General features: G+C 62.1%; 26 protein-coding genes and 4 pseudogenes. 13 read left to right on the top strand and 17 right to left on the bottom strand.

What is annotated here, in order from left to right:
- Nucleotides 1-80 (bottom strand): annotated as a pseudogene (locus tag HUI96_RS30390) (30S ribosomal protein S12); the annotation flags it as partial.
- 477 nt (nt 81-557) lie between these two features.
- Between HUI96_RS30390 and HUI96_RS27255 the strand changes: the two are divergent.
- Nucleotides 558-839, top strand: a complete 282-nt coding sequence (locus HUI96_RS27255; RefSeq protein WP_188257846.1) for a transcriptional regulator — start codon at nt 558-560, stop codon at nt 837-839.
- Between the two features lie 61 nt (nt 840-900).
- Here the strand turns inward: HUI96_RS27255 and HUI96_RS27250 are convergent, their stop codons facing one another.
- Nucleotides 901-2,790, bottom strand: a complete 1,890-nt coding sequence (locus tag HUI96_RS27250) for a potassium transporter Kup (protein WP_237684417.1) — start codon at nt 2,788-2,790, stop codon at nt 901-903.
- 128 nt (nt 2,791-2,918) lie between these two features.
- Nucleotides 2,919-3,659: a pyridoxine 5'-phosphate synthase gene (locus HUI96_RS27245; RefSeq protein WP_188257845.1), complete on the bottom strand. Its 741-nt coding sequence runs from the start codon at nt 3,657-3,659 to the stop codon at nt 2,919-2,921.
- Nucleotides 3,660-3,778: 119 nt separating this feature from the next.
- On the opposite strand from HUI96_RS27245, the gene HUI96_RS27240 reads away from it, so the two are divergent.
- Nucleotides 3,779-4,171, top strand: a complete 393-nt coding sequence (locus HUI96_RS27240) for an STAS/SEC14 domain-containing protein (RefSeq protein ID WP_337918661.1) — start codon at nt 3,779-3,781, stop codon at nt 4,169-4,171.
- A 37-nt stretch (nt 4,172-4,208) separates the two neighbouring features.
- Here the strand turns inward: HUI96_RS27240 and HUI96_RS27235 are convergent, their stop codons facing one another.
- Entirely contained in the window at nt 4,209-5,336 is a 1,128-nt protein-coding gene (locus HUI96_RS27235) for an ATP-dependent DNA helicase (RefSeq protein ID WP_188257843.1), read from the bottom strand.
- A gap of 294 nt (nt 5,337-5,630) precedes the next feature.
- Between HUI96_RS27235 and HUI96_RS27230 the strand changes: the two genes are divergently transcribed.
- The 3 genes from HUI96_RS27230 to HUI96_RS27220 all read left to right on the top strand — a co-directional run bounded on the left by HUI96_RS27230 (nt 5,631) and on the right by HUI96_RS27220 (nt 8,307).
- Nucleotides 5,631-6,455, top strand: coding sequence for a hypothetical protein (locus tag HUI96_RS27230; protein ID WP_188257842.1), 825 nt, complete (start codon nt 5,631-5,633; stop codon nt 6,453-6,455).
- A gap of 41 nt (nt 6,456-6,496) precedes the next feature.
- A complete protein-coding gene (locus HUI96_RS27225; protein WP_188257841.1) occupies nt 6,497-7,303 on the top strand; it encodes an FkbM family methyltransferase in 807 nt (268 codons plus the stop codon).
- A 380-nt stretch (nt 7,304-7,683) separates the two neighbouring features.
- Nucleotides 7,684-8,307 carry a hypothetical protein gene (locus tag HUI96_RS27220; protein WP_188257840.1) on the top strand — a complete coding sequence of 208 codons (624 nt, stop codon included), beginning with the start codon at nt 7,684-7,686 and terminating at the stop codon, nt 8,305-8,307.
- 80 nt (nt 8,308-8,387) lie between these two features.
- Here the strand turns inward: HUI96_RS27220 and HUI96_RS27215 are convergent, their stop codons facing one another.
- Genes HUI96_RS27215 through HUI96_RS27200 form a run of 4 tightly spaced genes read right to left on the bottom strand, consistent with a single transcriptional unit; the run spans nt 8,388 to nt 10,678 of the window.
- Nucleotides 8,388-8,762, bottom strand: a complete 375-nt coding sequence (locus HUI96_RS27215; protein ID WP_273033228.1) for a nitrile hydratase accessory protein — start codon at nt 8,760-8,762, stop codon at nt 8,388-8,390.
- Nucleotides 8,749-9,408 (bottom strand): nitrile hydratase subunit beta, encoded by a 660-nt coding sequence (gene nthB / locus HUI96_RS27210; RefSeq protein ID WP_188257838.1) that lies wholly within the window; start codon nt 9,406-9,408, stop codon nt 8,749-8,751. The genes HUI96_RS27215 and nthB overlap by 14 nt, the downstream gene beginning before the upstream one ends.
- Nucleotides 9,405-10,025: a nitrile hydratase subunit alpha gene (gene nthA, locus HUI96_RS27205; RefSeq protein ID WP_188257837.1), complete on the bottom strand. Its 621-nt coding sequence runs from the start codon at nt 10,023-10,025 to the stop codon at nt 9,405-9,407. The genes nthB and nthA overlap by 4 nt, the downstream gene beginning before the upstream one ends.
- A gap of 56 nt (nt 10,026-10,081) precedes the next feature.
- Nucleotides 10,082-10,678 carry a LysE family translocator gene (locus HUI96_RS27200; protein WP_188257836.1) on the bottom strand — a complete coding sequence of 199 codons (597 nt, stop codon included), beginning with the start codon at nt 10,676-10,678 and terminating at the stop codon, nt 10,082-10,084.
- A gap of 214 nt (nt 10,679-10,892) precedes the next feature.
- On the opposite strand from HUI96_RS27200, the gene HUI96_RS27195 reads away from it, so the two are divergent.
- Entirely contained in the window at nt 10,893-11,648 is a 756-nt protein-coding gene (locus tag HUI96_RS27195) for a hypothetical protein (RefSeq protein WP_188257835.1), read from the top strand.
- Between the two features lie 152 nt (nt 11,649-11,800).
- On the opposite strand, the gene ilvN is transcribed toward HUI96_RS27195, so the two are convergent.
- Together ilvN and HUI96_RS27185 are read right to left on the bottom strand one after the other, a co-directional pair.
- A complete protein-coding gene (gene ilvN / locus HUI96_RS27190) occupies nt 11,801-12,373 on the bottom strand; it encodes an acetolactate synthase small subunit (protein WP_188257834.1) in 573 nt (190 codons plus the stop codon).
- A 73-nt stretch (nt 12,374-12,446) separates the two neighbouring features.
- Nucleotides 12,447-14,240, bottom strand: a complete 1,794-nt coding sequence (locus tag HUI96_RS27185; RefSeq protein ID WP_188257833.1) for an acetolactate synthase 3 large subunit — start codon at nt 14,238-14,240, stop codon at nt 12,447-12,449.
- A gap of 800 nt (nt 14,241-15,040) precedes the next feature.
- Between HUI96_RS27185 and HUI96_RS27180 the strand changes: the two genes are divergently transcribed.
- The 4 genes from HUI96_RS27180 to HUI96_RS30380 are packed head-to-tail and all read left to right on the top strand — an operon-like array spanning nt 15,041 to nt 17,155.
- On the top strand, nt 15,041-15,340 hold the full coding sequence (locus HUI96_RS27180) for a DUF6634 family protein (RefSeq protein ID WP_188257832.1): 300 nt from the start codon (nt 15,041-15,043) through the stop codon (nt 15,338-15,340).
- Nucleotides 15,341-15,397: 57 nt separating this feature from the next.
- Entirely contained in the window at nt 15,398-15,652 is a 255-nt protein-coding gene (locus HUI96_RS30385) for a DUF6634 family protein (protein ID WP_425299311.1), read from the top strand.
- Between the two features lie 7 nt (nt 15,653-15,659).
- Nucleotides 15,660-16,577, top strand: a complete 918-nt coding sequence (locus HUI96_RS27175; RefSeq protein ID WP_188257831.1) for a hypothetical protein — start codon at nt 15,660-15,662, stop codon at nt 16,575-16,577.
- Nucleotides 16,466-17,155: an AAA family ATPase gene (locus HUI96_RS30380; RefSeq protein WP_425299310.1), complete on the top strand. Its 690-nt coding sequence runs from the start codon at nt 16,466-16,468 to the stop codon at nt 17,153-17,155. The genes HUI96_RS27175 and HUI96_RS30380 overlap by 112 nt, the downstream gene beginning before the upstream one ends.
- Here the strand turns inward: HUI96_RS30380 and HUI96_RS27165 are convergent.
- From HUI96_RS27165 to HUI96_RS27150, 4 genes and pseudogenes are all read right to left on the bottom strand, one after another.
- Nucleotides 17,115-17,851 (bottom strand): annotated as a pseudogene (locus HUI96_RS27165) (SDR family oxidoreductase). The gene HUI96_RS30380 and the pseudogene HUI96_RS27165 sit on opposite strands and share 41 nt — an antisense overlap.
- A 30-nt stretch (nt 17,852-17,881) precedes the next feature.
- On the bottom strand, nt 17,882-18,271 hold the full coding sequence (locus tag HUI96_RS27160) for a (R)-mandelonitrile lyase (RefSeq protein WP_188257829.1): 390 nt from the start codon (nt 18,269-18,271) through the stop codon (nt 17,882-17,884).
- 16 nt (nt 18,272-18,287) lie between these two features.
- Nucleotides 18,288-18,743 (bottom strand): cyclophilin-like fold protein, encoded by a 456-nt coding sequence (locus HUI96_RS27155; protein WP_188257828.1) that lies wholly within the window; start codon nt 18,741-18,743, stop codon nt 18,288-18,290.
- 24 nt (nt 18,744-18,767) lie between these two features.
- The gene (locus HUI96_RS27150; protein ID WP_188257827.1) at nt 18,768-19,952 is read right to left on the bottom strand and encodes an MFS transporter; all 1,185 of its coding nucleotides are present in this window, start codon (nt 19,950-19,952) and stop codon (nt 18,768-18,770) included.
- 130 nt (nt 19,953-20,082) lie between these two features.
- Here HUI96_RS27150 and HUI96_RS27145 point away from each other — a divergent pair, with 130 nt between their 5' ends.
- On the top strand, nt 20,083-20,979 hold the full coding sequence (locus HUI96_RS27145) for a LysR family transcriptional regulator (protein ID WP_188257826.1): 897 nt from the start codon (nt 20,083-20,085) through the stop codon (nt 20,977-20,979).
- Between the two features lie 580 nt (nt 20,980-21,559).
- Here HUI96_RS27145 and HUI96_RS27140 read toward each other — a convergent pair.
- A complete protein-coding gene (locus tag HUI96_RS27140; protein ID WP_425299312.1) occupies nt 21,560-21,985 on the bottom strand; it encodes a pseudoazurin in 426 nt (141 codons plus the stop codon).
- 292 nt (nt 21,986-22,277) lie between these two features.
- On the opposite strand from HUI96_RS27140, the gene soxC reads away from it, so the two are divergent.
- Both soxC and HUI96_RS27130 read left to right on the top strand, forming a co-directional pair.
- The gene (gene soxC / locus HUI96_RS27135) at nt 22,278-23,609 is read left to right on the top strand and encodes a sulfite dehydrogenase (protein ID WP_237684414.1); all 1,332 of its coding nucleotides are present in this window, start codon (nt 22,278-22,280) and stop codon (nt 23,607-23,609) included.
- A gap of 10 nt (nt 23,610-23,619) precedes the next feature.
- Nucleotides 23,620-24,219 carry a c-type cytochrome gene (locus HUI96_RS27130; RefSeq protein ID WP_210320348.1) on the top strand — a complete coding sequence of 200 codons (600 nt, stop codon included), beginning with the start codon at nt 23,620-23,622 and terminating at the stop codon, nt 24,217-24,219.
- 47 nt (nt 24,220-24,266) lie between these two features.
- Here the strand turns inward: HUI96_RS27130 and HUI96_RS29715 are convergent.
- Nucleotides 24,267-24,383 (bottom strand): annotated as a pseudogene (locus HUI96_RS29715) (YeeE/YedE family protein); the annotation flags it as partial.
- A pseudogene (locus HUI96_RS27125) lies at nt 24,381-24,619 on the bottom strand (ArsR/SmtB family transcription factor); the annotation flags it as partial. The pseudogenes HUI96_RS27125 and HUI96_RS29715, both read right to left, overlap by 3 nt.
- Nucleotides 24,620-24,628: the final 9 nt, after the last annotated feature.

The raw sequence follows: 24,628 nt of genomic DNA, 5'->3' as shown, positions 1-24,628 counted from the left end.
TTCTGCTGCATGGCCGGAACCTTGTTGCGCTTCACCGGCGCGATGCGCGGCTTGCGGATCAGCTGGTTGACGGTAGGCATTAAATCCTCTTGTCTCTCGTAGTCCGTGTCTAGGGCCCGTCCCGGGGCGGTTCCGAACGCCATTCCAACAAGCAATTTCGGGCAAAAAAACCGCGTCTCACGGTTTCGCCCGAAACAGAAGCAGAGGAAGCGCAATGCGCTTCGTGCATGCCGAAATGTGTTTCGCTCGCAGTAACGAACCCTGTTTGAGGTGCGAACTCCAGGGCGAGACGCCCCGAACCGTCAGACCTCACATCGGTTCAGACGCGCGGCTTCTACCCATAGGAGAGGAGCCAAGTCAACCCCGAAACGCGAAATGTCGCGCCCACATAGGTACCATGCGATGATGCCGCAAGTGCCCGGAATTTTGTTTCCCGCGGGGCGGCGGCTGAGTCACGATCGTGCGCGAACCAGGACAGTTGTGCTTTCCGCCGGCCCGTCTTCCGCTATGTGGTTGCGGAAGGACTAGAATCAATAGGGGTAAGCGGAGTGAGCCTGATGAACGACAACGAACCTACGCCGGTCACGATCATTACAGGCCGGGTCTACCGGACGAAGGACGGCGAAGGCGAAGGCGTGCACGTCCTCCTCGTGGCTCCAGACGACGACACGGCCGTGCGCACCGCCCTGGAGGCCCTCGCCAAGGAGGGCTACGCAGAGGTCGAGTTGGACCAGATCGGCGAGATGCAAGGGGCGCCGGATGAAGAGCCGCACGCCTCCGCCTATCAGGGCGCACTGGAGGGCGAAGTCGCCATCGTTACCTTCAGGGAGAGCTCGTGATCGCGCTCGTGGCTAGCCGGGTCCCTAAAGACTGCGGGTCTGACGGTTCCGGTTGCCGGCTTCAGACAGCGACCTGGGTGCCTATCTCCACCACCCGGCCGGTCGGGATCTGGTAGTATTCGGTGGCGTCGGCCGCCGTCCGCGCGAGCCGGATGAAGAGCCTGTCCTGCCAGCGCGGCATGCCAGACGTCGGCGAAGGTTTTAGGGCACGCCGCGACAGGAAGAACGAGGTCGTCATGATGTCGAACTTCCAGCCTTTCTTCCGGCATATCGCTAAGGCTTTCGGGATGTTCGGCTGCTCCATGAAGCCGAAGTTCATCGTAACGCGCATGAACAGATCGTCGATCTTCTCGATGTTCACCCGTTCGGAATCGGGGACCTTCGGCTGCGGAGCAGTCACAACCGTGAGGATGACGTTCTGTTCGTGCAGCACCTTGTAGTGTTTGAGGCTGTGCATGAGCGCAGTCGGAGCAAATCCCGGATTGCTGGTTAGGAACACCGCAGTTCCGGGCACGCGCGGCGGCGGCTTCCTTGAAAGGCTCTCGACGAGCAACGAGAGCGGCATCTCATTCTTTCGTGTCTTCTCGAAAAGTTGGCGCGTGCCCCTGACCCAGGTGGTCATGAGGAGCACGACACAGCCGGCAATCAGCAGCGACGCCCAGCCACCGTCATGCACCTTCAGGATGTTCGAGAACAGGAACCCGAGGTCGACGGTCGCGAAGAGCGCCGTCAACGCGACGGCCGATATGAGCGGCCAATTCCAGATACGCTTCATGACGAAGAAGAGCAGAATCGTGGTGATCAGCATATTGCCGGTCACCGAAATGCCGTAGGCCGCCGCAAGGCGGCTGGAGGCGCCGAACCCAACCACGAGAGCGACCACGACGACCGCGAGGGTCCAGTTCACCCGAGGCAGGTATATCTGGCCGGACTGGGTTTCGGAGGTGTGACGTATATCGAGTCGCGGCAGCACGTTGAGTTGCACCGCCTGTCGGGTGAGCGAATAGGTGCCCGTGATGACCGCCTGGCTGGCGATGACGGTCGCCGCCGTCGCCAGGCCCACCATTGGCATCAGCATCCAGCCGCGGTTCATCTCGAAGAAGGGGTTCCCGATCGCCTGGCTGTGGCCGAGCACGAAGGCGCCCTGACCGAAATAATTGAGCAGCAGGCAGGGGAACACGACGGAGAACCAGGCGAGCACGATTGGACGCCTTCCGAAATGGCCGAGGTCCGCGTAGAGCGCTTCGGCGCCGGTCACCGCCAGGAAGACCGCTCCGATGGTCACGAACGCAACCCCCGGAGAATCGAAAAGAAAGATCGCGCCCTCGAGAGGGTTGAGGGCAAGCAGGATGTGGGGGTCCTCCACTATGTGGAAGAGCCCGGAAACGCCGATCGCCAGGAACCAGAGCAGGGTGATCGGCCCGAAAACACTTGCGACACTGGCCGTTCCGAAGCGCTGGACCGAGAACAGCGCAATCAGGATGATCAGCGTCAGGGGAACCACGTATGGCTGGAAGGTCGGCGTCACCACCTCCATGCCCTCGACCGCGGAGAGCACGGAAATGGCAGGCGTGATCACGGCGTCGCCGTAGAACAGCCCAGCACCGAGAATTCCGATCAGCAGGATGATGCTGGACCGGTTCTTGAAGCTGCTTCGGGCAAGCGCCATCAGGGAGAGCATGCCACCCTCCCCGCGGTTGTCGGCCCTGAGCACGAAGCCGATGTATTTGATCGTCACGATGATCGTCAGCGCCCAGACGATCAGGGACAGGACGCCGAGCACATCGGCGCGCTCCACCATCGAGCCGTCGGAGGACGAGGCCGCGAGAGCCTCGCGGAAAGCGTAGATCGGGCTGGTACCGATGTCGCCATAGACGACCCCGATCGCTCCTAGCATCAGCGCACGATTGTCCTGATCGTGTGTGAGGGTAACCGGCACTGTATTGGCCATGTGGTCGAACCTCCAGTGGCCGTTCAGTATGTCACGCCACCCGAAACGGGCGGCGCTCTACGCCTGTTCCAGGGCTAGTACAATTGCAGGATCGAGATGGCTGTCATGCACTGTGTAGATAAGTATGATCACCAGCCGCATGCTGCCAGAAATCGCCTTACCGTTTCCGGCATACCGAATTCGAGGGCATCGGCGGTCAGCGCGTGCCCGATCGACACCTCGGCAAGTTGAGGGATTTGCTCGGCCAGTGCCGGAAGGTTGGCGACGGTGAGGTCGTGGCCGGCATTCACGGCAAGTCCGGCAGCGGTCGCGGCATCCGCCGTTCTCCCCAGCCTTTCCAGTTCCCTAATGGCTCCTTGGGGATTGGAATGACAGCTGCCGTAAGGGCCGGTATAGAGCTCGATGCGGTCGGCGCCCAATTCACGCGCCTTCTCGAGGCCGGCAGGCTCCGGATCGACGAACAGCGAAACGCGCAGTCCCCTCCGCTTCAGACGCTTTACCACCGGCTTCAGGAACTCGCCCTGACCAGCTAAATCCCAGCCGTGATCCGATGTCGATTGTGCGGGATCGTCCGGGACCAAAGTCACCTGATTCGGCTCGTTGCGCTCGACCAGTTCGAGAAACTCCTCGGTCGGGAACCCCTCGATGTTGAACTCCGCCCTCGGAAACTCGTCGTCTATAAGCGCCCTGATTTCCGGCAGGTCCGAGAAACGGATGTGCCGCTGATCCGGCCGCGGGTGAACGGTCAGCCCGTGAGCCCCAGCGGCCAGCGCTATCCGCCCCAGGCCGACCACGCTCGGCCAAGGCAGATTGCGGCGATTGCGCAGCATCGCAATGGCATTGAGGTTCACGGAAAGTCTCGCGGGCATGTTTGTGACCTTTCGAACGCGGAGCCGCAGCGTTCCCTACAGGCAGAAGGTTTGGAACGGAAAGAGGATTCTGGTGTTCCAGTGATACGCCAAGAGCCAAGGGAGCGCAGTCATTGGGCATGCTTGATTCTGTCCCTGCGGTGCGCCGGATCGACTCGGACCGGCCAGACCTGCAGGCCTTCGACATCGTCGGTCATGTTTCCACCTCGGACATCGAGAATCTGTTCGGACTTCTGGAGGCGGCGTACGCGCTTCACCCGCGTAACGACGTGCTGATCCGATTGATCGATATCGAAGGCGTGGACTGGGCCGAGGCCGATCCCGCGACGATCAAGCAGGGAAAGGCAGACGCACGACGGCATGTACGCCGCTGCGCCATCGTTGGGAAAGCTGCTGCGATTCTGGCGGCCCATGGTGCGCTGTTCCTCGACGCCGATCCGGTCGAAGTGAGGCAATTTCCGCCGGACAAGGAGGACGCCGCCTGGGCCTGGCTCGGAACTGCGACTTTGTGACACGTCGGGCGGCCAACGATGTTGGGAATCGAGATCCTCAGCGCACCACGGTCAGCCGCTCCGCCGCTCGCGTGATCGCCGTGTAGAGCCAACGCTCGCGCGTATCACGAAACGCAAAGCTCTCGTCAAACAGCACGACCTCGTTCCATTGCGAGCCCTGGGCCTTGTGAACGGTCAACGCATAGCCGTAATCGAAATCGTCGAAGCGCTTCTTCTGCTGCCAGGGAATCTCGGCCTCGGGGTCCTCGAACACCGCCTTGAGCAGCTTGATCTTCGCCACCCCACGGTCCGGATCGTCCTCCTCCGGCGAGACCAACAGGTTTATGCCCGGCTTCACCGTTTCGCGCGCCGACGTCATCACCTTCCAAAGCGAGCCGTTCAGCAGGCCCTTGTTCGGATCATTCCTGAGGCACACCAACTTGTCGCCGGCCTGCGGATAAGAGGCCGAGAAACCCTTCAGCTCGCGCAGCCGCGTGTTGTAGCGCCGCCGCGTCCGGTTGGTGCCGACCAGCACCTGGTCCGCCCTGAGCACCAGGTCCTGCGTGACATCCTCTCGACCGATCACTTGGGCGGTGCCGTAGTCGCCTTTCATGAACTCGCGCCCTTCCCGCACATCGAGGGCGAGCCGGATGATCGGATTGTCGCGCGCCTGGCGATGGATCTCGGTCAGCAGGAAATCTGGCTCGTGCTCGGTGAAGAAGCCGCCACCCGAGATCGGCGGCAACTGGCCCGGGTCACCCAACACGAGGATCGGCGTGCCGAAGCTCAAGAGGTCGCGGCCGAGTTCCTCGTCCACCATCGAGCACTCGTCGACGATCACGAGTTTTGCCCGGGTAATCGGGCTCTGGCGATTGAGCCCGAAGGTCGGCGACATCGACGTCTTGCCGGTGACCTCGTCCGCCACCGCCTCCTCGCCGCGCGGGCGGTAGATCAGCGAGTGGATGGTGCGGGCGTTGGTGGCGCCCTTGGAGCGCAGCACCTGCGCCGCCTTTCCGGTAAAGGCAGCGAACTGGACCTGCCCGTCGACATGCTCCGCGAAATAGCGGGCGAGCGTCGTCTTGCCGGTGCCGGCATAGCCGAACAGCCGGAAGATCTGCGGCCGGCCCGCCTTCAGCCATCGCGCGACGGCCTTCAGGGCGTCATCCTGTTGGGGGGAGAATTCCATCAGTTGCTATTTGAACCTGTTCAGTCCACCCGCGGCATCTGCGATGTCCGCCCCCCTGGGTCATCCATTCCACATGCAGATGCTCGCTATCACAGCGACTAGCATGCAGCCAGGCAAAACGGATCAGCGGCACAAAGGGGCAGTGGATGCTGACACCCCGAAAGGGAGAGCACAGGCTACAAGAAACTTCAGTTCAGTGGAGCGTATCAGGTGAATGCCTCCTGGCAGAGATGCTTGCACTCTGGTGGCATGTCATACTATCCCGCAACGGTTGCACATCGGCGGGGAATGAAGATGTTCGATTTTGACGAGGTTCAGAAACACACGCGAGCGCGTATTGATTCGGCGACGCTGGTGATCGAACCATTCCCGCACCTTTATGCGCACGATCTTCTTCCGCTTGAAACCTACAACGAGTTGATCAGTAATCTGCCATCAGATTCAGATTACCAAGCCTATCGCCCACCCTATCAAGAGCGTCTCTTCATAAAGCTTGAAGGAAGCCAGGTATCCAAGCTCGACAGTTCCGTTCGTTCATTTTGGATCGAGTTCGAGCGGTGGATCAACTCCCAAGACTTTCTCGACCTGATGGTAGCCAAATTCGGCGAACTCTTAAAATCCAACATCAGGCATCGGCGCTCGCAACTCCGTGAGACCGCCAGAAACGGCAAGATACCGATCGTTTCTCGCACTCTGCTTGCCAGAGATTATGCACACTTCGCCTTAGGCCCCCATACCGATGCAAAGAATAAATTCATCACCGCTCTTTACTACCTTCCCAAGGGCGACGAATTGATGCAGTTCGGCACGAGCATATACAGGCCAAAGAAGCAAGGATACACATCCTGGGAATCAGAGCATCATAAGCACGAAGATTTCGACCTCGTAAGAACCTTTGAGAATGTTCCGAACACTCTCTTCGCGTTCATGAAATCAGACCATTCCTTCCACGGAGTTCAGCCCGGCGAATACCCGAACGTTGGACGCGATCTCATTATGTGGTTCCCTGAGATCAACGCGAAAGATGAGACGGATCGGCCACTGTCCCTGGACAGGTCTGTTTTCGACGATGAGAAACAAGGGTTCTTCAGGGAGATGCTCGGCCGGGTGATTGGCTAGGAATGCTGCTCCGCATAGACGGCCGGGGTAAGCTACCTCGTATGGCCAAAGCTCTGTCGAAGCTGTTCTTCCGGCTATCGCAGAGTTTCGATTTGACCTTGGAACTGCCGGTCGGCCGGCGGTCGGTGCGCATGCGCTGCACGAACGCGCGCGAACTCCGTCGCGCGTATACCCTGTTCACAAAGGAACCGATGACGGTGTCGCTTCTGTCCGACGAGGTACACGAAGGCGATGTGGTCTGGGACATAGGAGCGAACGTCGGCCTCTATACTCTGGTGGCGGCGCGGGCTGTAGGATCCAACGGCAAGGTTGTCGCCTTCGAACCCATGGCCGCCAACTTCTCGCGACTGTTAGACAATGTGGCGCTCAACCGCTTCAACGAACGCGTGTCGCTCATAAGCACTCCGCTCAGCAACGTCACCGGCGTAACACGACTGTACTACGATGACCCGACAGCGGGAGCTACCGGCGCACAGATCAATGCACCAATCGGTGTCTCCGACACTGCGTTCGTTCCTTCCTTGGTGGAGATCAAATCGACCTTGACCGCCGATGAGTTACTCCAAGGTGACTTCATCCCACGCCCGCACGTAGTGAAGCTGGACGTCGACGGCCATGAGCCTGCGATCCTGAAAGGGATGGCGGACACCCTCTGTCACCCGGAGTTCAGGCCTCGGATCGTCATCGTGGAGGTGAATCCAGGCGACGGCGAGGAAATATCTGCCGTCATGCGGTCCTACGGGTATCAACTGGATCGCAGAGAGCCGACTGGGCCAAGCAAAAAGCGGCTGAACCAAGGCACTGATTACAACCAGCTCACCTACAATGCGGCTTTTCGGCCGATCTGACCAAGTTTTTTGAACCCTTTGATCCACAGATCATGGGTTCTCGATTCGTCGCTCGGCGGTATTAGGCAATGTGGCTGTTTGGGTCTGCCCAAATCTGGAGTACGCGCGAATCGCGGACAGCATCGCCTACATCGTGACAAGCTACCGTGGACATAAAGGCGGCCGAGCGTGGCCCGCGGAGTTCAAGTTCCTGGTCCGCACACGCTTGGGATGAACGATCCACGGCAGCAATTTCTGCATCCCCTCATGCCCGCAGGGTACCTTTGCCGCACGTTTGCTTCGACTTTGGTCCGGGTACCGCCGGGACCGTAGCCCGCTTTGGCAACAAAGCTTGAGACGTTAGATTACGTCGTGGCGGGACAATCAGCGAGGACGATACGATGCTCAAGAAATTGACTGCGGCGCTTCTCTCGGCAGCGCTCATCGCGACAGTTCCGGCCATCGCCTATGCCGGGCAGGGCAATGGCAAGGGCGGCGAGTCATCCGGCCGTTCCGGGGAGAAGGGCGGCGGATCCTCCGGCAACCACGGCAAGTCCGGGGAGGCGCACGGCAAGGCCGAGGGCAAGGGTCGGGCCAATGCAGCGAACCGGGACAAGGCGCCCGGCCACCAAAAGAGCGAGAATCGCAGTGCACGTGCCTACGCGCCAGGCCAGGTAAAGAAGCAGGCCGTGGGCGACGACCAACTCGGTGACGAGACGACTGCCAGTATCGGCCGTGTGAATTTCGGCACGGTCATTTCCTCCATCAGGGCTGGCAAGAGCAGCTTGAACGGGGTCACCGTCGACACACAGGTCACGGTCGTCGACGTGTCGAACCTGGTGCGCGGCAACAACCGCGTTGCACTGGCGAATGCCCTGGCGAAGAATCAGATATCGATCGAGACCTTGAGAGACGATCTTGCCTCGCTCGGCATAGCCGACTTGACCCAGGACGAGATCGACAGCGCCGTCGCGGCGCGCCGCGCACGCGATGGCTCGCTTGTCGTCTTCGTCGACCGGGATTGAGGCCTGTAGAACTCTGCTGTCGCGGAGGTCGCGGCAGCAGCCCGCGCCGTTGAAGCAAAAGTTGTCAAGGGCGACCGGCGCTAGGCCCGCTCCGGATCGTTCTCCAACAGGATCGGCTGGCCGTGCGGCGTCGCATGGGCGGCCCGCCGCCACGCTGCGGTCATTTCATCGATCAGTTGGGGCGCTGCGATCCGCTTCTCGGCGAGCAGCGCCTCAAGCGCGGCCAGCCAGTGTTCATAGTAATCGCTGCCGTCGGCTGCCGCATCCGGCCTATGCACTTGCTTTGACAGCGCCGAGGCCCATTCGCTCCACGAGAAGACGCCGCGCTCCTGCAACGCCAGCGTCATGGCGAAGGCCTGCGCCTGCCACGGCTCAGAGAAAACCGGCTCATCGGGGCGCCCCGGTCGGGCCTCGGCTGCGCCGCACGCCGGCACTTCGGCATCAGGCCGGCTCAATATAGCTCTCCCAGGCATCGATGGAGATCGTGAGGGTGGGATCGGCGCCCTCGCCCCAGATCTCGGCGGCATTGAACACGACTGTATAGAGCCACTGCGGCTGCTCGCCCTCGCCATGGGCCGAGGTGTCGGGGAAGACGAAGCCATCGCGCACGGCGTCGACGGTGCCGAGCCTGCCGCGGGCGTAGCGCGGCAGGCGCGTGTGGCCGGCCGGGTTGAAGTTCTTGGTCCGCACCCGCTCTCCCAGCTTGAATCGAGGCGGCGCTGCCATCGGACGGCTGTACGGAGATCCACGCGCCAGCGAGGCAGCAATTGCGGAAGCGTTCGGCACGCGCTTCGGCGCCGTCCCAGACACGAGCGCCCTGCCCTGCGCCAGTTCCTCGCCGGTGACGAAGCCGTGGCGAACAAGCAGCTTTTCAAGCGCCTTGATCCAGATCTCGTAGTAGCTGGAGGCATAGTAGTCCGCCGGGTGCAGGCTTTCGCGGAAAAAGCGGCTCTCGTCGAGCGTCCAATGCCCCATCGCTCCGGCAACGAGCGTCAGCCCCAGCGCACGCTTCTCCCAATCGGCATGGAAGACGGGCTCGTCCTTTTCCGGGGCAACCGCGCCGAATCCCATCTGCCCACCGAGGTCCTGCGGCCCGTTCATGCGGCTCGCGGCTCCAGTGCGAGGCCCATGCCGATCATAGAATCACGGGTGACGAGTCCGGCCAGCCGCTCCTCGTCCCAGCCTTCGGTACGCGCCGGCTGCATGGGCACGACGAGATAGCGCAGTTCCGACGTCGAATCCCAGACCCGTATCCTGGTCTCCTGCGGCAGGCGAAGCCCGAATTCCTCGAGAACGCCGCGCGGGTCGATGACCGCCCGGCTGCGGTACGGTGGCGCCTTGTACCAGACCGGCGGCAAGCCGAGCACCGTCCAGGGGTAGCAGGAGCAGAGCGTGCAGACGACCAGGTTGTGGATATCGGGTGTGTTGAATACGGCCTGCATGTGCTCGCCGGTACGGCCGGCGATGCTGAGCGAGGCGATCGCGGCCGTGGCATCACGCTTCAGCCAATCGGCGAAATCCGCATCGACCCAGGCCCTCGCTACCACCCTGGCGCCGTTGCGCGGGCCGACCTTCGTCTCGTAGGTATCGACAATCACGTCTATGGCGGCAGGGTCGATCAGCCCCTTCTGGGTGAGGATGGTCTCCAACGCCCGTACCCGGGCGGCCATCGGGTCCAGTTCGTTGTCGTGATGATGATCGCTGTCGTCGTGAGCCATGCTTCAGCCTAGGACGGCCGTACCCGGCGGGCAAGATGTCGGCATAGACCGGTCGGCTACTTGATCATCGGCCACAGCGTGGCAGCCAGCAGCACGCCCATGGCGATGTTGAACCACTTCAGCCGGATCGGATCAGACAGGAAACCGCGAAGAGCGGTGCCGAATCCGGCCCATGTCGACACGCTCGGGAAGTTCACGAGCGCGAAGGCGACGGAGATCAGCACCACCGACAGGAAAGGCGAGGAAGGATCGGTGTAGACGGCCATCGCCGTCACAGCCATCACCCATGCCTTCGGATTGACCCACTGGAACGCAGCGGCTTCCAGGAAGCGCATCGGACGGGCACTTTCGTCACCGGCCTGAGCGATCGAACGTGACATGCCGATGCGCCAGGCAAGATAGAGCAGGTAGGCCCCGCCGGCGATCTTCAGGCCGAGATGCAGGCCGGGGAACGCCGTCAGCACCGCCCCCAGCCCGAATCCGACGGCGAGCAGCAGGACGAGAAAGCCGATGCCGATCCCGACCATGTGCGGGATGGTGCGCGTGAAACCGAAATTCACGCCCGAAGCAAGCAGCATCAAGTTGTTGGGGCCTGGCGTTATCGAAGTCACGAAGGCGTAGACAAGAAGAGCGTAGAAGGCGTCAGCGGTCATTCCTGGCATTCTCTGGGTATGTCGTAGCCATTGGGCCGGGTGTCAGTGCGGCTGGTGGGGATAGGTGAGATACCTGTGCCCCACTCAGGATTGAACCGCGACGGCATGCGGTATAGTAGATTGAAGTATTCGTGCGGCTTCGAAGGCCGGCGTTCTTCCACCTTCTCGCCGCGACGGAAAACCTTCGTCGGCCTTGTAGGAGACCAGGGGACAAATGACTGCAGCAGCCAAGATCACGCCCACGAGCCTCACCCGTGATCTCATCGACCATGCCGTGACGAGCATCGATGCGGCCGACCGTTTCTCGGACCCCTATCCGCACATCTTCTTCCGCGACTTCTTCCCGAACGCCTTCTACGCCGAACTGATCAGATCGCTCCCCAGCGAGGGCTACAACAAGATCAATTCGGAGCGCACACGCATGGCCGTGCGTCTCTACGGCGACAACGTCGACAAGATCGACGGCAGCGTGCGCGAGATGTGGAGCGCGGTCTCGGCGATGCTGACTTCGCCCGAGGTGGAGAGCGCTACACGGCGGCAGCTTCGCGAGGGGCTGGAGATGCGCGCGCGCGGCGACAAGGTCGCCGGCCCGGACCAGTTGAGGATGGTGGCCAAGCCCGTCCTCTACCGCGACACCGATGGGTACCAGATCAAGCCGCACCCCGATACGCGGAACAAGGTCGTCACGATGCAGCTCTACTGCCCCGCTGACGAGGGCCAGCGGAATCTCGGTACCACTCTCTACAAGGCCTCCCTGAAGGGCCTGCTGCATCTCGGCTCCTACGGGCTCGAACCGGTCAAGACGCTGCCGTTCCTGCCCAATGTCGGCTATGCCTTCGTGGTGCTGAAGGCCTATCATTCGCTGACGAGGATGAGTTGGCATGGGCGCCCGACGGTGAAGACCACCAGCGATCGGCCGCGCATTTCCATTCTCAACACCTTCTACGTCAACGAGAACGTCGGCTTCTGAGTGGCCGCGGGCCCGGTTACGTCAGCACGGGGCGCAAGCTGCCGGACGCGAGTCCCAGGCGGCCGGCCGATCGGTTTATGGCAGCGATACTGACCCTTTTCTCAGGGTAAGTCATTCGCGCGATTGCCTCGGTGACAAGTTCACTCGGCCGTCTACATCCCCTGCGGGCCGCGATTCATGGCGGCAACGCCGGTGCGGCAGACTTCCATCAGGCCCAGCGGCTTCATGATGGCGATGAACTGCTCGATCTTGGCGACCGCGCCGGTGATCTCGAAGATGAAATGCTCGGTATTCGCGTCGATCACCTTGGCGCGAAACGCGTCGGCAAGCCGTAGCGCCTCGACCCGAGCGTCGCCCGTGCCAGCCACCTTCACCAGGGCCAGTTCGCGGGCCAGCGGCTTGTCCTGGCCGAGTTCAAGGGCACGCACAGACAGGTCAACGACGCGATGGACGGGCACGATGCGCTCGAGTTGGTGCTTGATCTGCTCCAGCACATGCGGCGTGCCGGTGGTGACGATGGTGATCCGCGACAGGTGCTTCTCGTGCTCGGTTTCTGAGACCGTCAGGCTTTCAATGTTGTAGCCGCGGCCGGAAAACAGGCCGATCACGCGCGCTAGCACGCCCGGCTCGTTGTCCACCAGGACGGATAGTGTGTGGGTTTCCGGGCGCTCGGTCTCGCCGGCAATAAAGTAGGCGGATCCAGTGGGTTGAAGCTGGGCGTTCATGATTGAATTTCCTGCGGGATGTTGTCTGGCCGGCTGAAGCACGCCAAGTTCTCGAAACTACTGCCCATGCAACTCACACCAGCATTCGCCCCTTGGCATCGATGGCGTTCGCCACCGCCTCGTCCGTCGCCTCGTCCGGCAGCAGCATCTCATTGTGCGCCTTGCCCGACGGGATCATCGGGAAGCAGTTGGCGAGGTTGGCGACGCGGCAGTCGAACAGCACCGGCTTCTTCACCGAGATCATCTCGCGGATCGCGTCGTCCAGGTCGCCCGGCTTCTCGCAGCGGATGCCATGACCGCCATAGGCCTCGGCCAGCTTGACAAAGTCCGGCAGCGCCTCGGTGTAGGAATGCGACAGGCGGTTGCCGTGCAGCAGTTGCTGCCACTGACGCACCATGCCCATGTACTGGTTGTTGAGGATGAAGATTTTGATCGGCGCCTCGTACTGAACCGCCGTACTCATCTCCTGCATGGTCATCAGAACCGAGGCGTCGCCGGCAATATCGATGACCAGCGAGTCCGGATGCGCGATCTGCACGCCGAGTGCCGCCGGCAAGCCGTAGCCCATCGTGCCAAGGCCGCCCGAAGTCATCCAGCGGTTCGGCTTGTCGAAGTGGTAGTGCTGTGCGGCCCACATCTGGTGCTGGCCGACCTCGGTGGTGATGTAGGTGTCGCGGTCCTTCGTCAGTTCGTAGAGCCGCTGGATCGCGTACTGCGGCATGATGAAATCGTTGCTGTTCTTGTAGGCGAGCGAGTCGCGGGCGCGCCAGCGCTCGATCTGCTCCCACCACGGATAGAGCGCCTTCTTCTCGTGCTTGCCCGCCGAAGCGCGCCACAGCCGCACGAGATCCTCCAGCACGCGGCCGACGTCGCCCAGTATGCCGACGTCGGCACGCACGTTCTTGTTGATCGAGGACGGGTCGATGTCGATGTGGATCTTCTTTGAGTTCGGCGAGAAGGCATTGAGCCGGCCGGTGATGCGGTCGTCGAAGCGGGCGCCGATGCACAGCATGACGTCGCAATCGTGCATAGCCATGTTGGCTTCATAGGTGCCGTGCATGCCGAGCATGCCCAGCCAGTTCTTGCCGGAAGCCGGATAGGCGCCGAGGCCCATCAGGGTCGAGGTGATCGGAAAGCCGGTGAGTTCGACGAGCTCGCGCAGGAGTTGGCCCGCCTCCGGCCCGGAGTTGATCACCCCACCCCCGGTATAGATGACGGGCTGCCTGGCGGAGGCCATGAGCGCGACCGCCTCCCTGATCTTATCGAGATCGCCCTGTACCTTCGGATGGTAGCTCATGCGCGGCGCAGTCTGCGGCGGCACGTAGGTGCCGCGCGCGAACTGGATGTCCTTCGGCACGTCGACCACGACCGGCCCCGGCCGGCCGGTGGTCGCGACATGAAAGGCCTCGTGCAGAATGGCGGCGAGTTCATTGACGTCCTTCACCAGCCAGTTGTGCTTGGTGCAGGGGCGCGTGATGCCGACCGTGTCGCATTCCTGGAAGGCGTCCGAACCGATCAGGGTGGTCGGCACCTGACCGGTGATGCAGACCAGGGGGATCGAATCCATCAGCGCGTCCTGGAGCGGGGTCACTGCGTTCGTCGCGCCGGGGCCGGAGGTGACAAGCATCACGCCCGCCTTACCGGTGGAGCGGGCATAGCCTTCCGCCGCGTGGCCGGCGCCCTGCTCGTGGCGGACGAGGATGTGCTGGACTTCCTCCTGCTGGAAAAGCTCGTCGTAGATCGGCAGCACGGCGCCGCCGGGATAGCCGAAGATGTGCTCGACCCCGTTGTCCTTCAGCGCCTGGACGACCATCTCGGCGCCCGTCATCTCGCGCCTGCCGCTCTCGTTTCCTGCCGTGTTCGTCATTTCGAGATTTCCGTCCGTTTCGCCTGCCGGCCTATTTGTTTTCGAGGCAATAAAAAAGGCCCCCGGTGGGAGCCTGCGTTCTGCGCATGGGTGGATTTCGCCCGGCGGTCACCCCGCCTTGCCCATGCGCCTTCCTACTACGAGAATGAGGGTCGTCTTCATGGGCGCGGACATTAGTGCGGGGGCACCGCAGCGTCAACGTGATTCTTAATGATGGGGTCGCGTGTTCGAGTCACGCAAGCGGCACCACGATTCCCCTGTTGTTTGCTGCACTTAGAACAACAGGGAGCCGCACGGCGCCCTGCATGTTCGTTGCCGTTGCATGCCGAATGCGCTGGTTTGGAGCGCAGACCCCCCGGAGAAATCCCGAACTGCACCACGCCCTCCTCGATCATGTAAGCAAATCGCACAGTGCTCGCCCGGCGAACTCTGCAGGTCGGCCATCCATTATTGACAAAATCGCTGAGCGTGATCAAAAAGACCACTTTGTGAGCAAATAGTCTTTTCTTATGATCGTGAAGTAACATCAGGCGCCCAGAGGGCGATCCGAGCCCCCACCCGTTCTAACCGTCGTCGCCTACGAACTCGCGGCCTGCATGATGCCAAACTCGCCCCCTCTCTCCAGGAGGAATCCCTTGAGTTTTTCCTTCACGGATGCGGTCACGGCACAACGAATGTTCGACGATTCACGCCGGGATCGGAACCGGCACCCCTCGCCGGACACGGCTTAAGGTCCTTGGCCGGCGGCAGCTTGGCGAATTGAGGCCTGAGCGATTCGCGCCTTTGGAGAGTACGATTCCATGAAGTTCATCTACATGAACGCAGGGGAGGCACAGCGGCTTGCTGACGACCTGCATCAGATGGAGGCTGGCAGCGTTACGATGGGGTCGCTGAGTTCGGCGCCGTCAATCGAGGGCCATTGCATGTATTCGCGTCGGACCGCATGCCTTTCTGGCTATGTGCTGGGACAGCCGTCTTTGCCTGATGGCCGCGAGATTGTGACCAGTCAACTCATATACATGGACACCGACCTTGGTCTCGCTCGCACGGTGAACCGTTGGTATCGCCTGGGACTTCCGTACGGGGTTCGGAAAGTATGAGGCGAGACCGCGCGGAGCGACACCTCGGAAATCTCGCGCAGTCGCCGTCTGGGTTCCTTGAATTCCATCGAGGTCCCCAGACACGCGCTGGCGAGCGGCGAGGCGCCAATTCTCGGCCGATGGCGTCTTGCTCACAGGCTGGTGCCGTGTCTTTCGGGGGTTTCGACCGGGCATCCGAAGCTGCCGGGAGAGAACAGGCCAATTGGAACCTCGGACGTCTGGCTCATGTCGGAGGAGAGATGCTGGGCGCGGACGCTGTCGCGCTGGTACCGGCTGGGGCGTCCCGCCGGACAGTCGGGCGATCACTTGTGAGGCCCGAATGACTGACGAGACCTCCCACGAGTACCGCCTGTTCAAGCGGCGGGAGAAGGCCGCGACCGCGGGACGGCGGCTGCCGACGGAAGAGGAACTGCTGCCGGGAATGTGTTTCTACCGCAACGATCTCTGCGAGGACCTGCGAGAATTCGGCGACCGGCTGGCCCGGTGCCTCAGGAAGCGAAAACGTTCCGACCTGGCGCCGCTTGTCGCCTGCCTCGAGGAACTCACGGTCGAGCCGAGCAAGCATGGTGTGGTGGCGCTGGAGGCCGCGCTGAACGCCGTCGAGGACACGGCGGGGCTTTCGATCGAGGCGGCCCGCCGTCGCTGCCTCGTCTACCGGGCTGGCTTCGGCGATCCGGACGCAACTGCCGCGATTTCAGGGGAGATGGCGCTGCTGGCATTCGAGGATCTGAAGAGCTCCGACAACCCAAGGATGCTGTGGCGCGCGCTAAGCTGCGCTGCGCACTCGCGCGACCTCGCAGAGGACCAGCGAGGCGGCTTTTACGGCAGGTCGCCAAGAGGGCTGGAGCTTAGATACGAACTCAGCCGCTACTCCTATCCGTTCAAGAGCGCGATCGAGCGGCTGAAGCCCGAAGCGAAGAAGGAGGTCGCTGCTCGTTCCGACGCGAATCCTGCAGTCGAGAATGAGGAGCGCTCCGTCTCGGGCGACGCGCCACCGGCCGGCACGGTCGTCGTTCTGGGCGAGATTGGCAACGCCTCGGTCTCCCAAGGCAAGCAGGTGCCGAAGGAGTTCGAGGCAATCGACGGGCGGCCTCTGCCTCTGCCCGCGACTCCGGATCTCGCGGCGTGCGATCGAGACTGGTGCCGGAATTCCCCTACGCCAGCTCGGTTGTCGACCAGATCCTCAAAGGACTCGTCGGGCGGCAGCACGTCAGGATCCGGCCGACCATTTTGGTAGGCCCGCCTGGCTGCGGAAAGTCGCGCTTTGTTCGCCGGCTCGCCGAGGAGTTCGGCAGTCCCTACGAACTCATTCCGTGCGGAGGCATGAGCGACGGCGCGCTGGGCGGCACCCCGCGACGGTGGTCGTCGGGGGAGCCGAGCCTCCCCCTGTCAACCGTGCGCCGGCACGAATGCGCCGGGCCTGTCATCATCCTCGACGAGGTCGAGAAGGTCGGGACGGGGAAGCACAATGGGAACGCGCACGATGTGCTGCTCGGCTTGTTCGAGCCGGAGACGGCGGGCCGGTGGCACGATCTGTACGTCCAGGCCAGTTGCGACCGTTCCCACCTGTCGTGGCTGATGACGGCAAATGAGGTGGAGCCGATCCCCTCGGTGCTGCGGGACCGGTGCCGAGTCCTGAAGCCATGCCGAAGGCGGCAACACCCGCGCCGGTCAATTTCAAGAGGTTGCGGCGACCGAAGTCGAGGCCGGATGCCTGCTCTGCCGTGTTCCCAGATTTGTCGTGCTGTCTCATGGCTGTCTCCTTTGTTATATGTCAGAGTTCCTGGGCCGTCGGTCGGAAGAGGATCTCGTTGATGCCGACGTCCGCGGGTTCACTGATGGCGAAGCAACCAATCGGTCAAAGGTTTCGGCGGGCACTGCAATCTTCGCCGCAAACTCCCTGTTCGCCTGCTGAATGTCCTTCTCGCTGATGTGGTCGTGCAGTTCCGTCTTGACGGCACCCGGCGAGATGATCGTGACGCGAATGTTGTCGGCGGCGACTTCTTCACGCAGCCCTCCGGACAAGGCGCGCACACCGGACTTGGTCGCGGAATAGACGGCGGAGCCGCCGAACAGCTTGTGGCCCGCGACCGACGAAAGATTGATGATGTGCCCCGATTTCTGCGCCTTCATGTAAGGAAGCGCGGCGGCAATGCCGTAGAGCACGCCCTTGAGATTGACATCGATCATCTGGTCCCATTCGTCGATCTTGAGCCGGTCAAGGGGCGAGAGCGGCATCACGCCCGCATTGTTGATGAGAACATCGATCCGGCCATAGGTTTCGACCGCCGTGTCCACGAGAGTCCTGAGGTCCTCGCGCCTGGTCACGTCCGTCGTGACCGCGACCGCCTTGCCGCCCGCTTCGGTGATTTCCGCTGCGAGCGCATCGATCCGGTCGGAGCGGCGGGCCCCCAGGACCACGTTAGCTCCTTTGGCCGCGAGATGGCGCGCGGCCGCAGCGCCCATGCCGCTGGAAGCGCCGGTGATGACGACGACTTTGTCTTTGATCATGCTGGGTTTTCCTTCTGTTGGTGCCGCCGATCAGGCGCCGTATTCGGCGTCGGTGACATGCTCCAGCCAGTCGACGACCTTGCCGTCCTTGACCTCCTGAAGCGCGATATGGGTCATGGCTGTCCGGGGCGATGCGCCGTGCCAGTGCTTTTCGCCGGGCTCGAACCAGACGACATCGCCGGGCCGGACTTCCTCGACAGGTCCGCCCTCACGCTGCACCCGGCCGGAAGTGACGATCAGTGTCTGGCCGAGCGGATGCGTATGCCAGGCGGTGCGTGCACCCGGCTCGAAGGTGCTGTCGGCACCCTGCACGCGATCGGGAGCGGCGCTGTTGAACAGCGCATCGATGCGCACACGGCCGGTGAACCAGTCGGCGGGGCCGGAGCGGGAGGGCATTTGCCCGGCACGATAGATCTCCATGAGGACCTCCTTCGGATCAGGACAGAGCTTCGACGCGCAGCGGGGGTTCGCCGCGCACCAGCAGCGGCCTGGCCCCTTGGTCCAGACGGCCGAGCCGGAGACCGCGCGACCAGCTATAGGGATCATGGAACATCGCCAGATTGCCCCAGGGCGCGAAGTAGCAGAGGTCGCCAACCGTCTCCTCGCCGAAGCGGCCGCTGCCTTCCTCGGTCAGCTTGCGAGGCAGGTAGGCGATCTTCTCGTTGGTCGAATAGTCGCTGATGGTCAGGTCCAGCGGCAGCATCGAGAAGAGATCGCGTGCCGAAGGGTTGTCCTCCAGCGTTGCCGTGAAATCCTGATCCGCGAAGGTGAATCTGAGGCGCATGGCGGTTCCTTCTTGAGCTTGGGCGCTAACAAAGGTGGGAACGGTGAGGCTGGCGGCTGCCGCTGCCAGCAATGTGCGGCGTGAAATTCGGGTGGAATGCTTGTCCATTTGGGGCCTTCGTGCGGGGAGCGGCTAGGCCGATTTCAGCATGCGCTGTCCGTTCCCGATCAGGACGAATGCGAGAACGGCGAGAACCACGCTGCCGATAAAGGTTGCCTGGATCGAAATGCCGTCCAGCAGCAGTCCGCCCACCACCGCGCCCAGCAGGATCGAGGTTTGGATCGCCGCGACCATCAGGCTGCCTGCGGCCTCGGGCGTGTCGTCCGCATTCTGCGACATCCAGGTCATCCAGATGACCGAGAACATGGTGTTCATCGCCCCCCAGATCATCATGAACAGACCCGCAGCAATGGGGGAGAAACCGAACAGCAGAAGCCCGACGGTGGCTCCGCCCATCACCAGAGCGGGCAGTTTCAGGAAGGGGGCGACGTTACCCTTCAGGAAACGGCCCGCGGCCCATGTGCCAATGAACCCGGCGCAGCCGAGCAGCAGCAGAAGGATCGATAGCGCCGTTACATCCACCCCCGTCACCTGCTCGAGAAAAGGGCGCAGGTAAGTGAACATGGTGAATGCCGAGCCCCATGACAGCATGCATGCCATAAGCCCACGCAGGAAATACGAACGCTTCAGCAGGTCGAACATGGCTCGGAAGTCTTGCTTCTGGCGCGCCGGCAGCGAGGGCAGCGCGATAACATGCCAGACCAGGTTGATGGCCACGATCGGTGTCAGTGCCCAGAAGACCTCACGCCAGCCGAACATCCCGCCGAGATAGCTGCCGATGGGCGCAGCGAAGGCCGCGGCAATAGCCTGGCCGCCATACATGAGGGCGAGCGCACGGGGCACGTCGCTTTCCGGGACTAGCCGCATGATGACGGCTGTCGCCAACGCCCAAAAGCCACCAATGCAGATGCCGAGCAGCGCGCGGCCGATCATCAGCACCGCGAAATTCGGCGCGGCCGCGACCAGAGCAAGCGACAGCAGCATGAAGCCTGTCATCGCCACCATCACCCATTTCCGATTCAAGGTTCCGGCGACGGTGGTAATGAGGAGACTCGCCAGGACCGCGAAAAGACCGCTGATCGAGATCGCCTGTCCGGTCTGGCCTTCCGTCGCGCCCAGCCCTTCGGCCATCGGCGTCAAAAGACTGACCGGCATGAATTCCGAGGCGATCAGCATCGCCACGCACAGCGCCATCGAAAGGACGGCGCCCCAGGCAGCATCAGGCTTGCTGCCCGCATTTTCCGCGACGGAAACCATTCCGCTTACTCCGATATTGGGTTCGGATGGGATTTAGGCTCTCCGCCGCGAAACAATTACCCGGTGCAATTTGATTGGACCAATCGATCCAATCGATTAATCTTCTCGCTCTGGGCTTTGCAGGGACGCCATGGAGAAGACGGATTTCAATCAATTGACCTGGTTCAGGATCGTTGCAGAGGAACGCAGCTTCACGAAAGCGGCCGCAAGGATCGGCGTGGCGCAGTCGACCCTCAGCTATGCCATCAAGCAGCTTGAAGGGCGCATGGGTATCCGGCTTCTGACGCGCACCACGCGCAATGTCGCAACAACACCTGCGGGTGAACGGCTGTTGCAGACGATCACCCCGCGCATGACCGAGATCGAGGACGAGATCGCCGCGCTGATGGCGTTCCGCGACAAACCCTCAGGCTCCGTCAGGCTGACCCTGTCCGACCACGCGCTTGAAAGTGTCGTATGGCCGAAGTTGAAGCCCGTGCTCAAAGCCTATCCCGACATCAGCGTCGAACTGATTCTGGACAGCACCTTCCGCAACATCGTCGAGGAAGGATTCGACGCCGGCGTTCGGCTGGGCGAGAGCGTCGAGAAGGACATGATCGCGGTGCGGATCGGCCCTGACTGGCGCCTGGTGGCTGTGGCGTCACCCGGCTATCTCGCTGAGCATGGCGTGCCGGACCATCCGCAGGATCTGGTCAGGCACGTCTGCATCAACATGCGTCACGAGACCGCCGGCGGGCTGTATGCGTGGGAATTCGAAAAGGACGGACAGGCGCTGCGCGTGCGGGTAGACGGTCAGCTCACCTTCAATAATTCCTACGCCATGATCGACGCGGCCGTGAACGGCTACGGTATCGCCTACGTGCCCGAGAACATCGTGGACGGGCACATCAGGTCGGGCTCACTGGTGCTAGTTCTCGACTACTGGTCGCCCTTCTTCGACGGTTATTTCCTCTACTATCCGAGCCGCCGCCAGAACCTTCCCGCGTTCAATGTCATCGTCGACGCGCTTCGGCATCGAGCCCGGTAGGAAACTCCGGTTCCCCGCTAAACGCCCTTCTTTGGAAGGGTGCCATTCCCAAACGTCGGCTCTCATGGTGCCGAATGCGTACTGGTCAACGTTTCGCAACCCTATGACCAGGGTTAGCTGTTCAGCGATCGGAAATTGTCATTGGCTTGATAGCAGCAATGTCTTCGGGGGATAGGCTGGCTGATATTGGGCGCATTGCGGAACGGCAGGCTCGGGCCGAGAGTTGACGGTCGGCTTTTGGGATCCGAGCTTAGAAGGCGGCCGTTCCGTTGTCCTACCTCAAGCAAGCCGTCCCGGATCGTTGCGTCGAATCCTAAAGCCCTCATTCATAGGGTGCGATGATAACGGCTATGCTTTCCGCACTGAGATGGGCTGTAGTCCCCAAGCCTATTTGCGCAGTCGTGTTTCCCTTGGGGCCGCTTGAGCCGGAGGCGAAGACGCGCATCCTGGCCGAGGCCCCGGCTGCGGGCGCGGTGGTGTCGGCGTGGGCATGTCGGAAACGCAGTGCTGCAGAATTACTGGCCCTTGAACAGGGCCAGTACGAGGCCAGGTCAGGTGGCCGATCGAGCAGAACGCCTTGTCAACTTCCGTTGGACGTTTCGATCTCGGCAAAGATCTTCTCCGCCGTGACCTTGGCTTTGCCGGGATATTTCAGCGCCTTGACGGTCTCGAGGTTCGCGGGTTTGCCCACTACGATTGCGCCGATCATGCCCATCCCCAGATGCGGCGTGCACTGGTACATATAGACGCCTTCCTCTGTCACCGTCACCGTGATCTTCTCGTTGGCCTTGCCTTTCCACATCTCCGCGCCATCCGGCAAGCCGTCCTTCATGCTTGCGGAATTGTGGCTCTTATCGGTCGGCACGAAGGTGACGGTATCGCCAGGTGCAGCCTTCACGACGAGTGGCTCAAAGACCATCGGCGTCCCGTCGGAGCCCTTGTTGAGCATCTGGACTTCGTGATCCGCCGCGAAGGCGGAAAACGGCAGAGCCAGTCCAACGGCCAGCGTGGCGATGTAAGCTGCCTTCAAGACAAATTCTCCTAAATGTACTGATTTTGCGACACGTCGCTGTGCGTGTCGCGAGCGACCATTGCCATTAATGCAGGTATGTCAACCCAGCGGGCGATCAGCACCCGCCCGCGGCCTCTCGCACCTCGTCGAGCAGCGCATTGACCTCATTGGGGTGGTTCCGCGACGGAAGCCAACAATGGTCCGCCCCTTCATTGACACAGGTACGTAGCTCGCTAGGTTCCCGGCGCGCGAGATTGCGAAGAGCGCGACTATGGAGGTTGAGGACTTGAAGATTGAGCCAGGCCGCGCGAATGCGAAGCCAGGGGATAGGGCGGCCGATTTTGCGGAAAACACGCCCCCCGGAGAACAAATAAAGCCGACACGCCGCAGCTTCCTGCGCGGCAGCGTCATTGCAGCGGGCGCAGCGGCGACGGGAGTTGCCGGCGCCTCCCGAAGCTCGGCCGAGGCGCTGCCCGTGCCCGAAAGCAGCATGGCCATGGGCGACCCCATCCCGGAAAAGGGATATGGCATGCCGATCGAGTTCGAGGAGCACGTCAAGCGCCACCGCACCGACGTTCTGGTGAACAAGCAAAACTTTTCGGACTGGAGCATGACGCCGCTCCAGCACCAGACCGGCATCATCACGCCAAACGGACTCTTTTTCGAGCGTCATCATAACGGCGTGGCCAGGATCGACCCCGAGCAGCATCGCCTGGTCATCCACGGTCTGGTGGAACAGCCGCTGGTTTTCACCATGAGCGACCTGATGCGGTATCCATCGGTATCGCGGTTCCATTTCCTTGAGTGTTCCGGCAATGGCCTGACCGATTGGACCAAGGCGGCCTCGACGACCGTCCAGCAATCCCACGGCCTGCTTTCTTGCGCGCAGTGGACCGGCGTTCCGCTTTCCTGGCTGCTGGCGGAGGCCGGGGTGAAGCCGGAGGCCAAGTGGGTGATGTTCGAGGGCGCCGACGGCTCCGGCCATCTGCGGTCGATCCCCATCGAAAAGGTCATGGACGATGCCTTGCTCGCCTATGGCCAGAACGGCGAAATGCTGCGGGCCGAACAGGGTTACCCGATCCGTGCGATCTTCCCCGGCTGGGAGGGCAACACGAACGTAAAGTGGCTGCGCCGCATCAAGCTCGTCGATCAGCCGGATCAGATCCGTGGCGAGACGGCGCGCTATTCCGACCCTATGCCGGGCGGCAAGTGGCGGCAGTTCAGCATGGTCATGGAGTGCAAGTCGGTCATCACAAGCCCGTCTGGCGGAATGAGCTTGAAGGGTCCTGGCCTTTACGAGATTCAGGGATTTGCCTGGTCCGGCAATGGCAAGGTCACGAATGTCGACATCACTCTCGATGGCGGCAGAACCTGGCAGGAAGCACAGCTCGAGGACCCGGTCCTGGACAAGTGCCTCACCCGCTTCCGCTACAGATGGAACTGGGAGGGCGGCCCCGCCAAGATTGCGAGCCGCGCCGTCGATAGCACGGGCTATGTCCAGCCGACCGTGGAGGACTTGGCGCGGGTTCGCGAGATCACCGGCTTTGTGCAACATCACAATGGGATATTCCCGTGGGCCGTCAGCCAGACTGGGGAGGTCACCAATGCGATTGCCTAATTTCGGAATCATGGTTGCTGCAGGCGCATCGCTTCTGCTGGCTGTATCCACACTGCACGCCGAGACGTTCGGCGATCCCCCAACTTCCGGTTTCGGCAAGCCAATCGCCGAACCTGATCTTGCGCTTTGGGACATCGACATCCAGACGCCGACAGGAAAAGGGCTGCCCGCCGGCGAGGGGACGGTGGCTCATGGCGCGGAGGTCTTCGCTGAACGATGCGAGGCTTGCCACGGCGAAAAGGCTGAGGGAGGGCCGATGTACGGGACCATGGTCGGCGGCATCGGCTCGATGGACAAGAACCCGCGGGTCCTCACGCCAGGCAGCATGTATCCCTACGCGCCGATCCTGTTTGACTATGTTCGCAGGGCAATGCCGCTCGATGCCCCGCAATCCTTGACCACTGAAGAGGTATATTCCGTTGTCGGCTATATCTATCACCTCAACGGCTTGGTGGAGGCGGATGCCAAAGTTAACGCCAAGACGCTGACGGAACTGAAAATGCACAATCGCGACGCCTTCATCGTCGACGATCGCCCCGACACCAAGGCCGAGCGTTGCATGACTGATTGCCAGCCGATCGGGACAGTGGCTGACGCCCAGAAAAAATAGCGCCCCAATGGTGACGATGATTGGCCGACATGCGGCCAGTCATCGTGCCGTGAGGCGATGCCGGAGATTCCGGCGATGCGCCCCTCCCACAGCATCAACAGCACGGCCGACAGGCTGATCATCACGCCTCCGATCAGGGAGGCAAGGGGAGTGAACTCGGTCATGAACTCGGCGATCCGCTCGTCGGCGAGCCGATAGAACATGTCCTTCGACTCCTTGCGGCCGTTATGAAACCCGCCTCGCGCAACTCGGCGATCTGTTGGGACAGGCCCGGCTGGCGGATGCCCAGCGTATCCTCCAGGTCACGTACGGAGCGCTCGCCATCGACGAGCGCACAGGCGATCATCAACCGCGACGGGAAGAGGCGATCCGGCAAGTCCGATAGGTGCTGAGGGGACACGCCGCGAAC

It is taken from the genome of Pseudaminobacter soli (ex Zhang et al. 2022), assembly GCF_014595955.1.
GTDB classification, from domain to species: Bacteria; Pseudomonadota; Alphaproteobacteria; order Rhizobiales; family Rhizobiaceae; genus Kumtagia; species Kumtagia pseudosoli.
The sequence above is the reverse complement of the archived record's forward strand: the minus strand, read 5'-3'. Positions and strand labels throughout refer to the sequence as shown.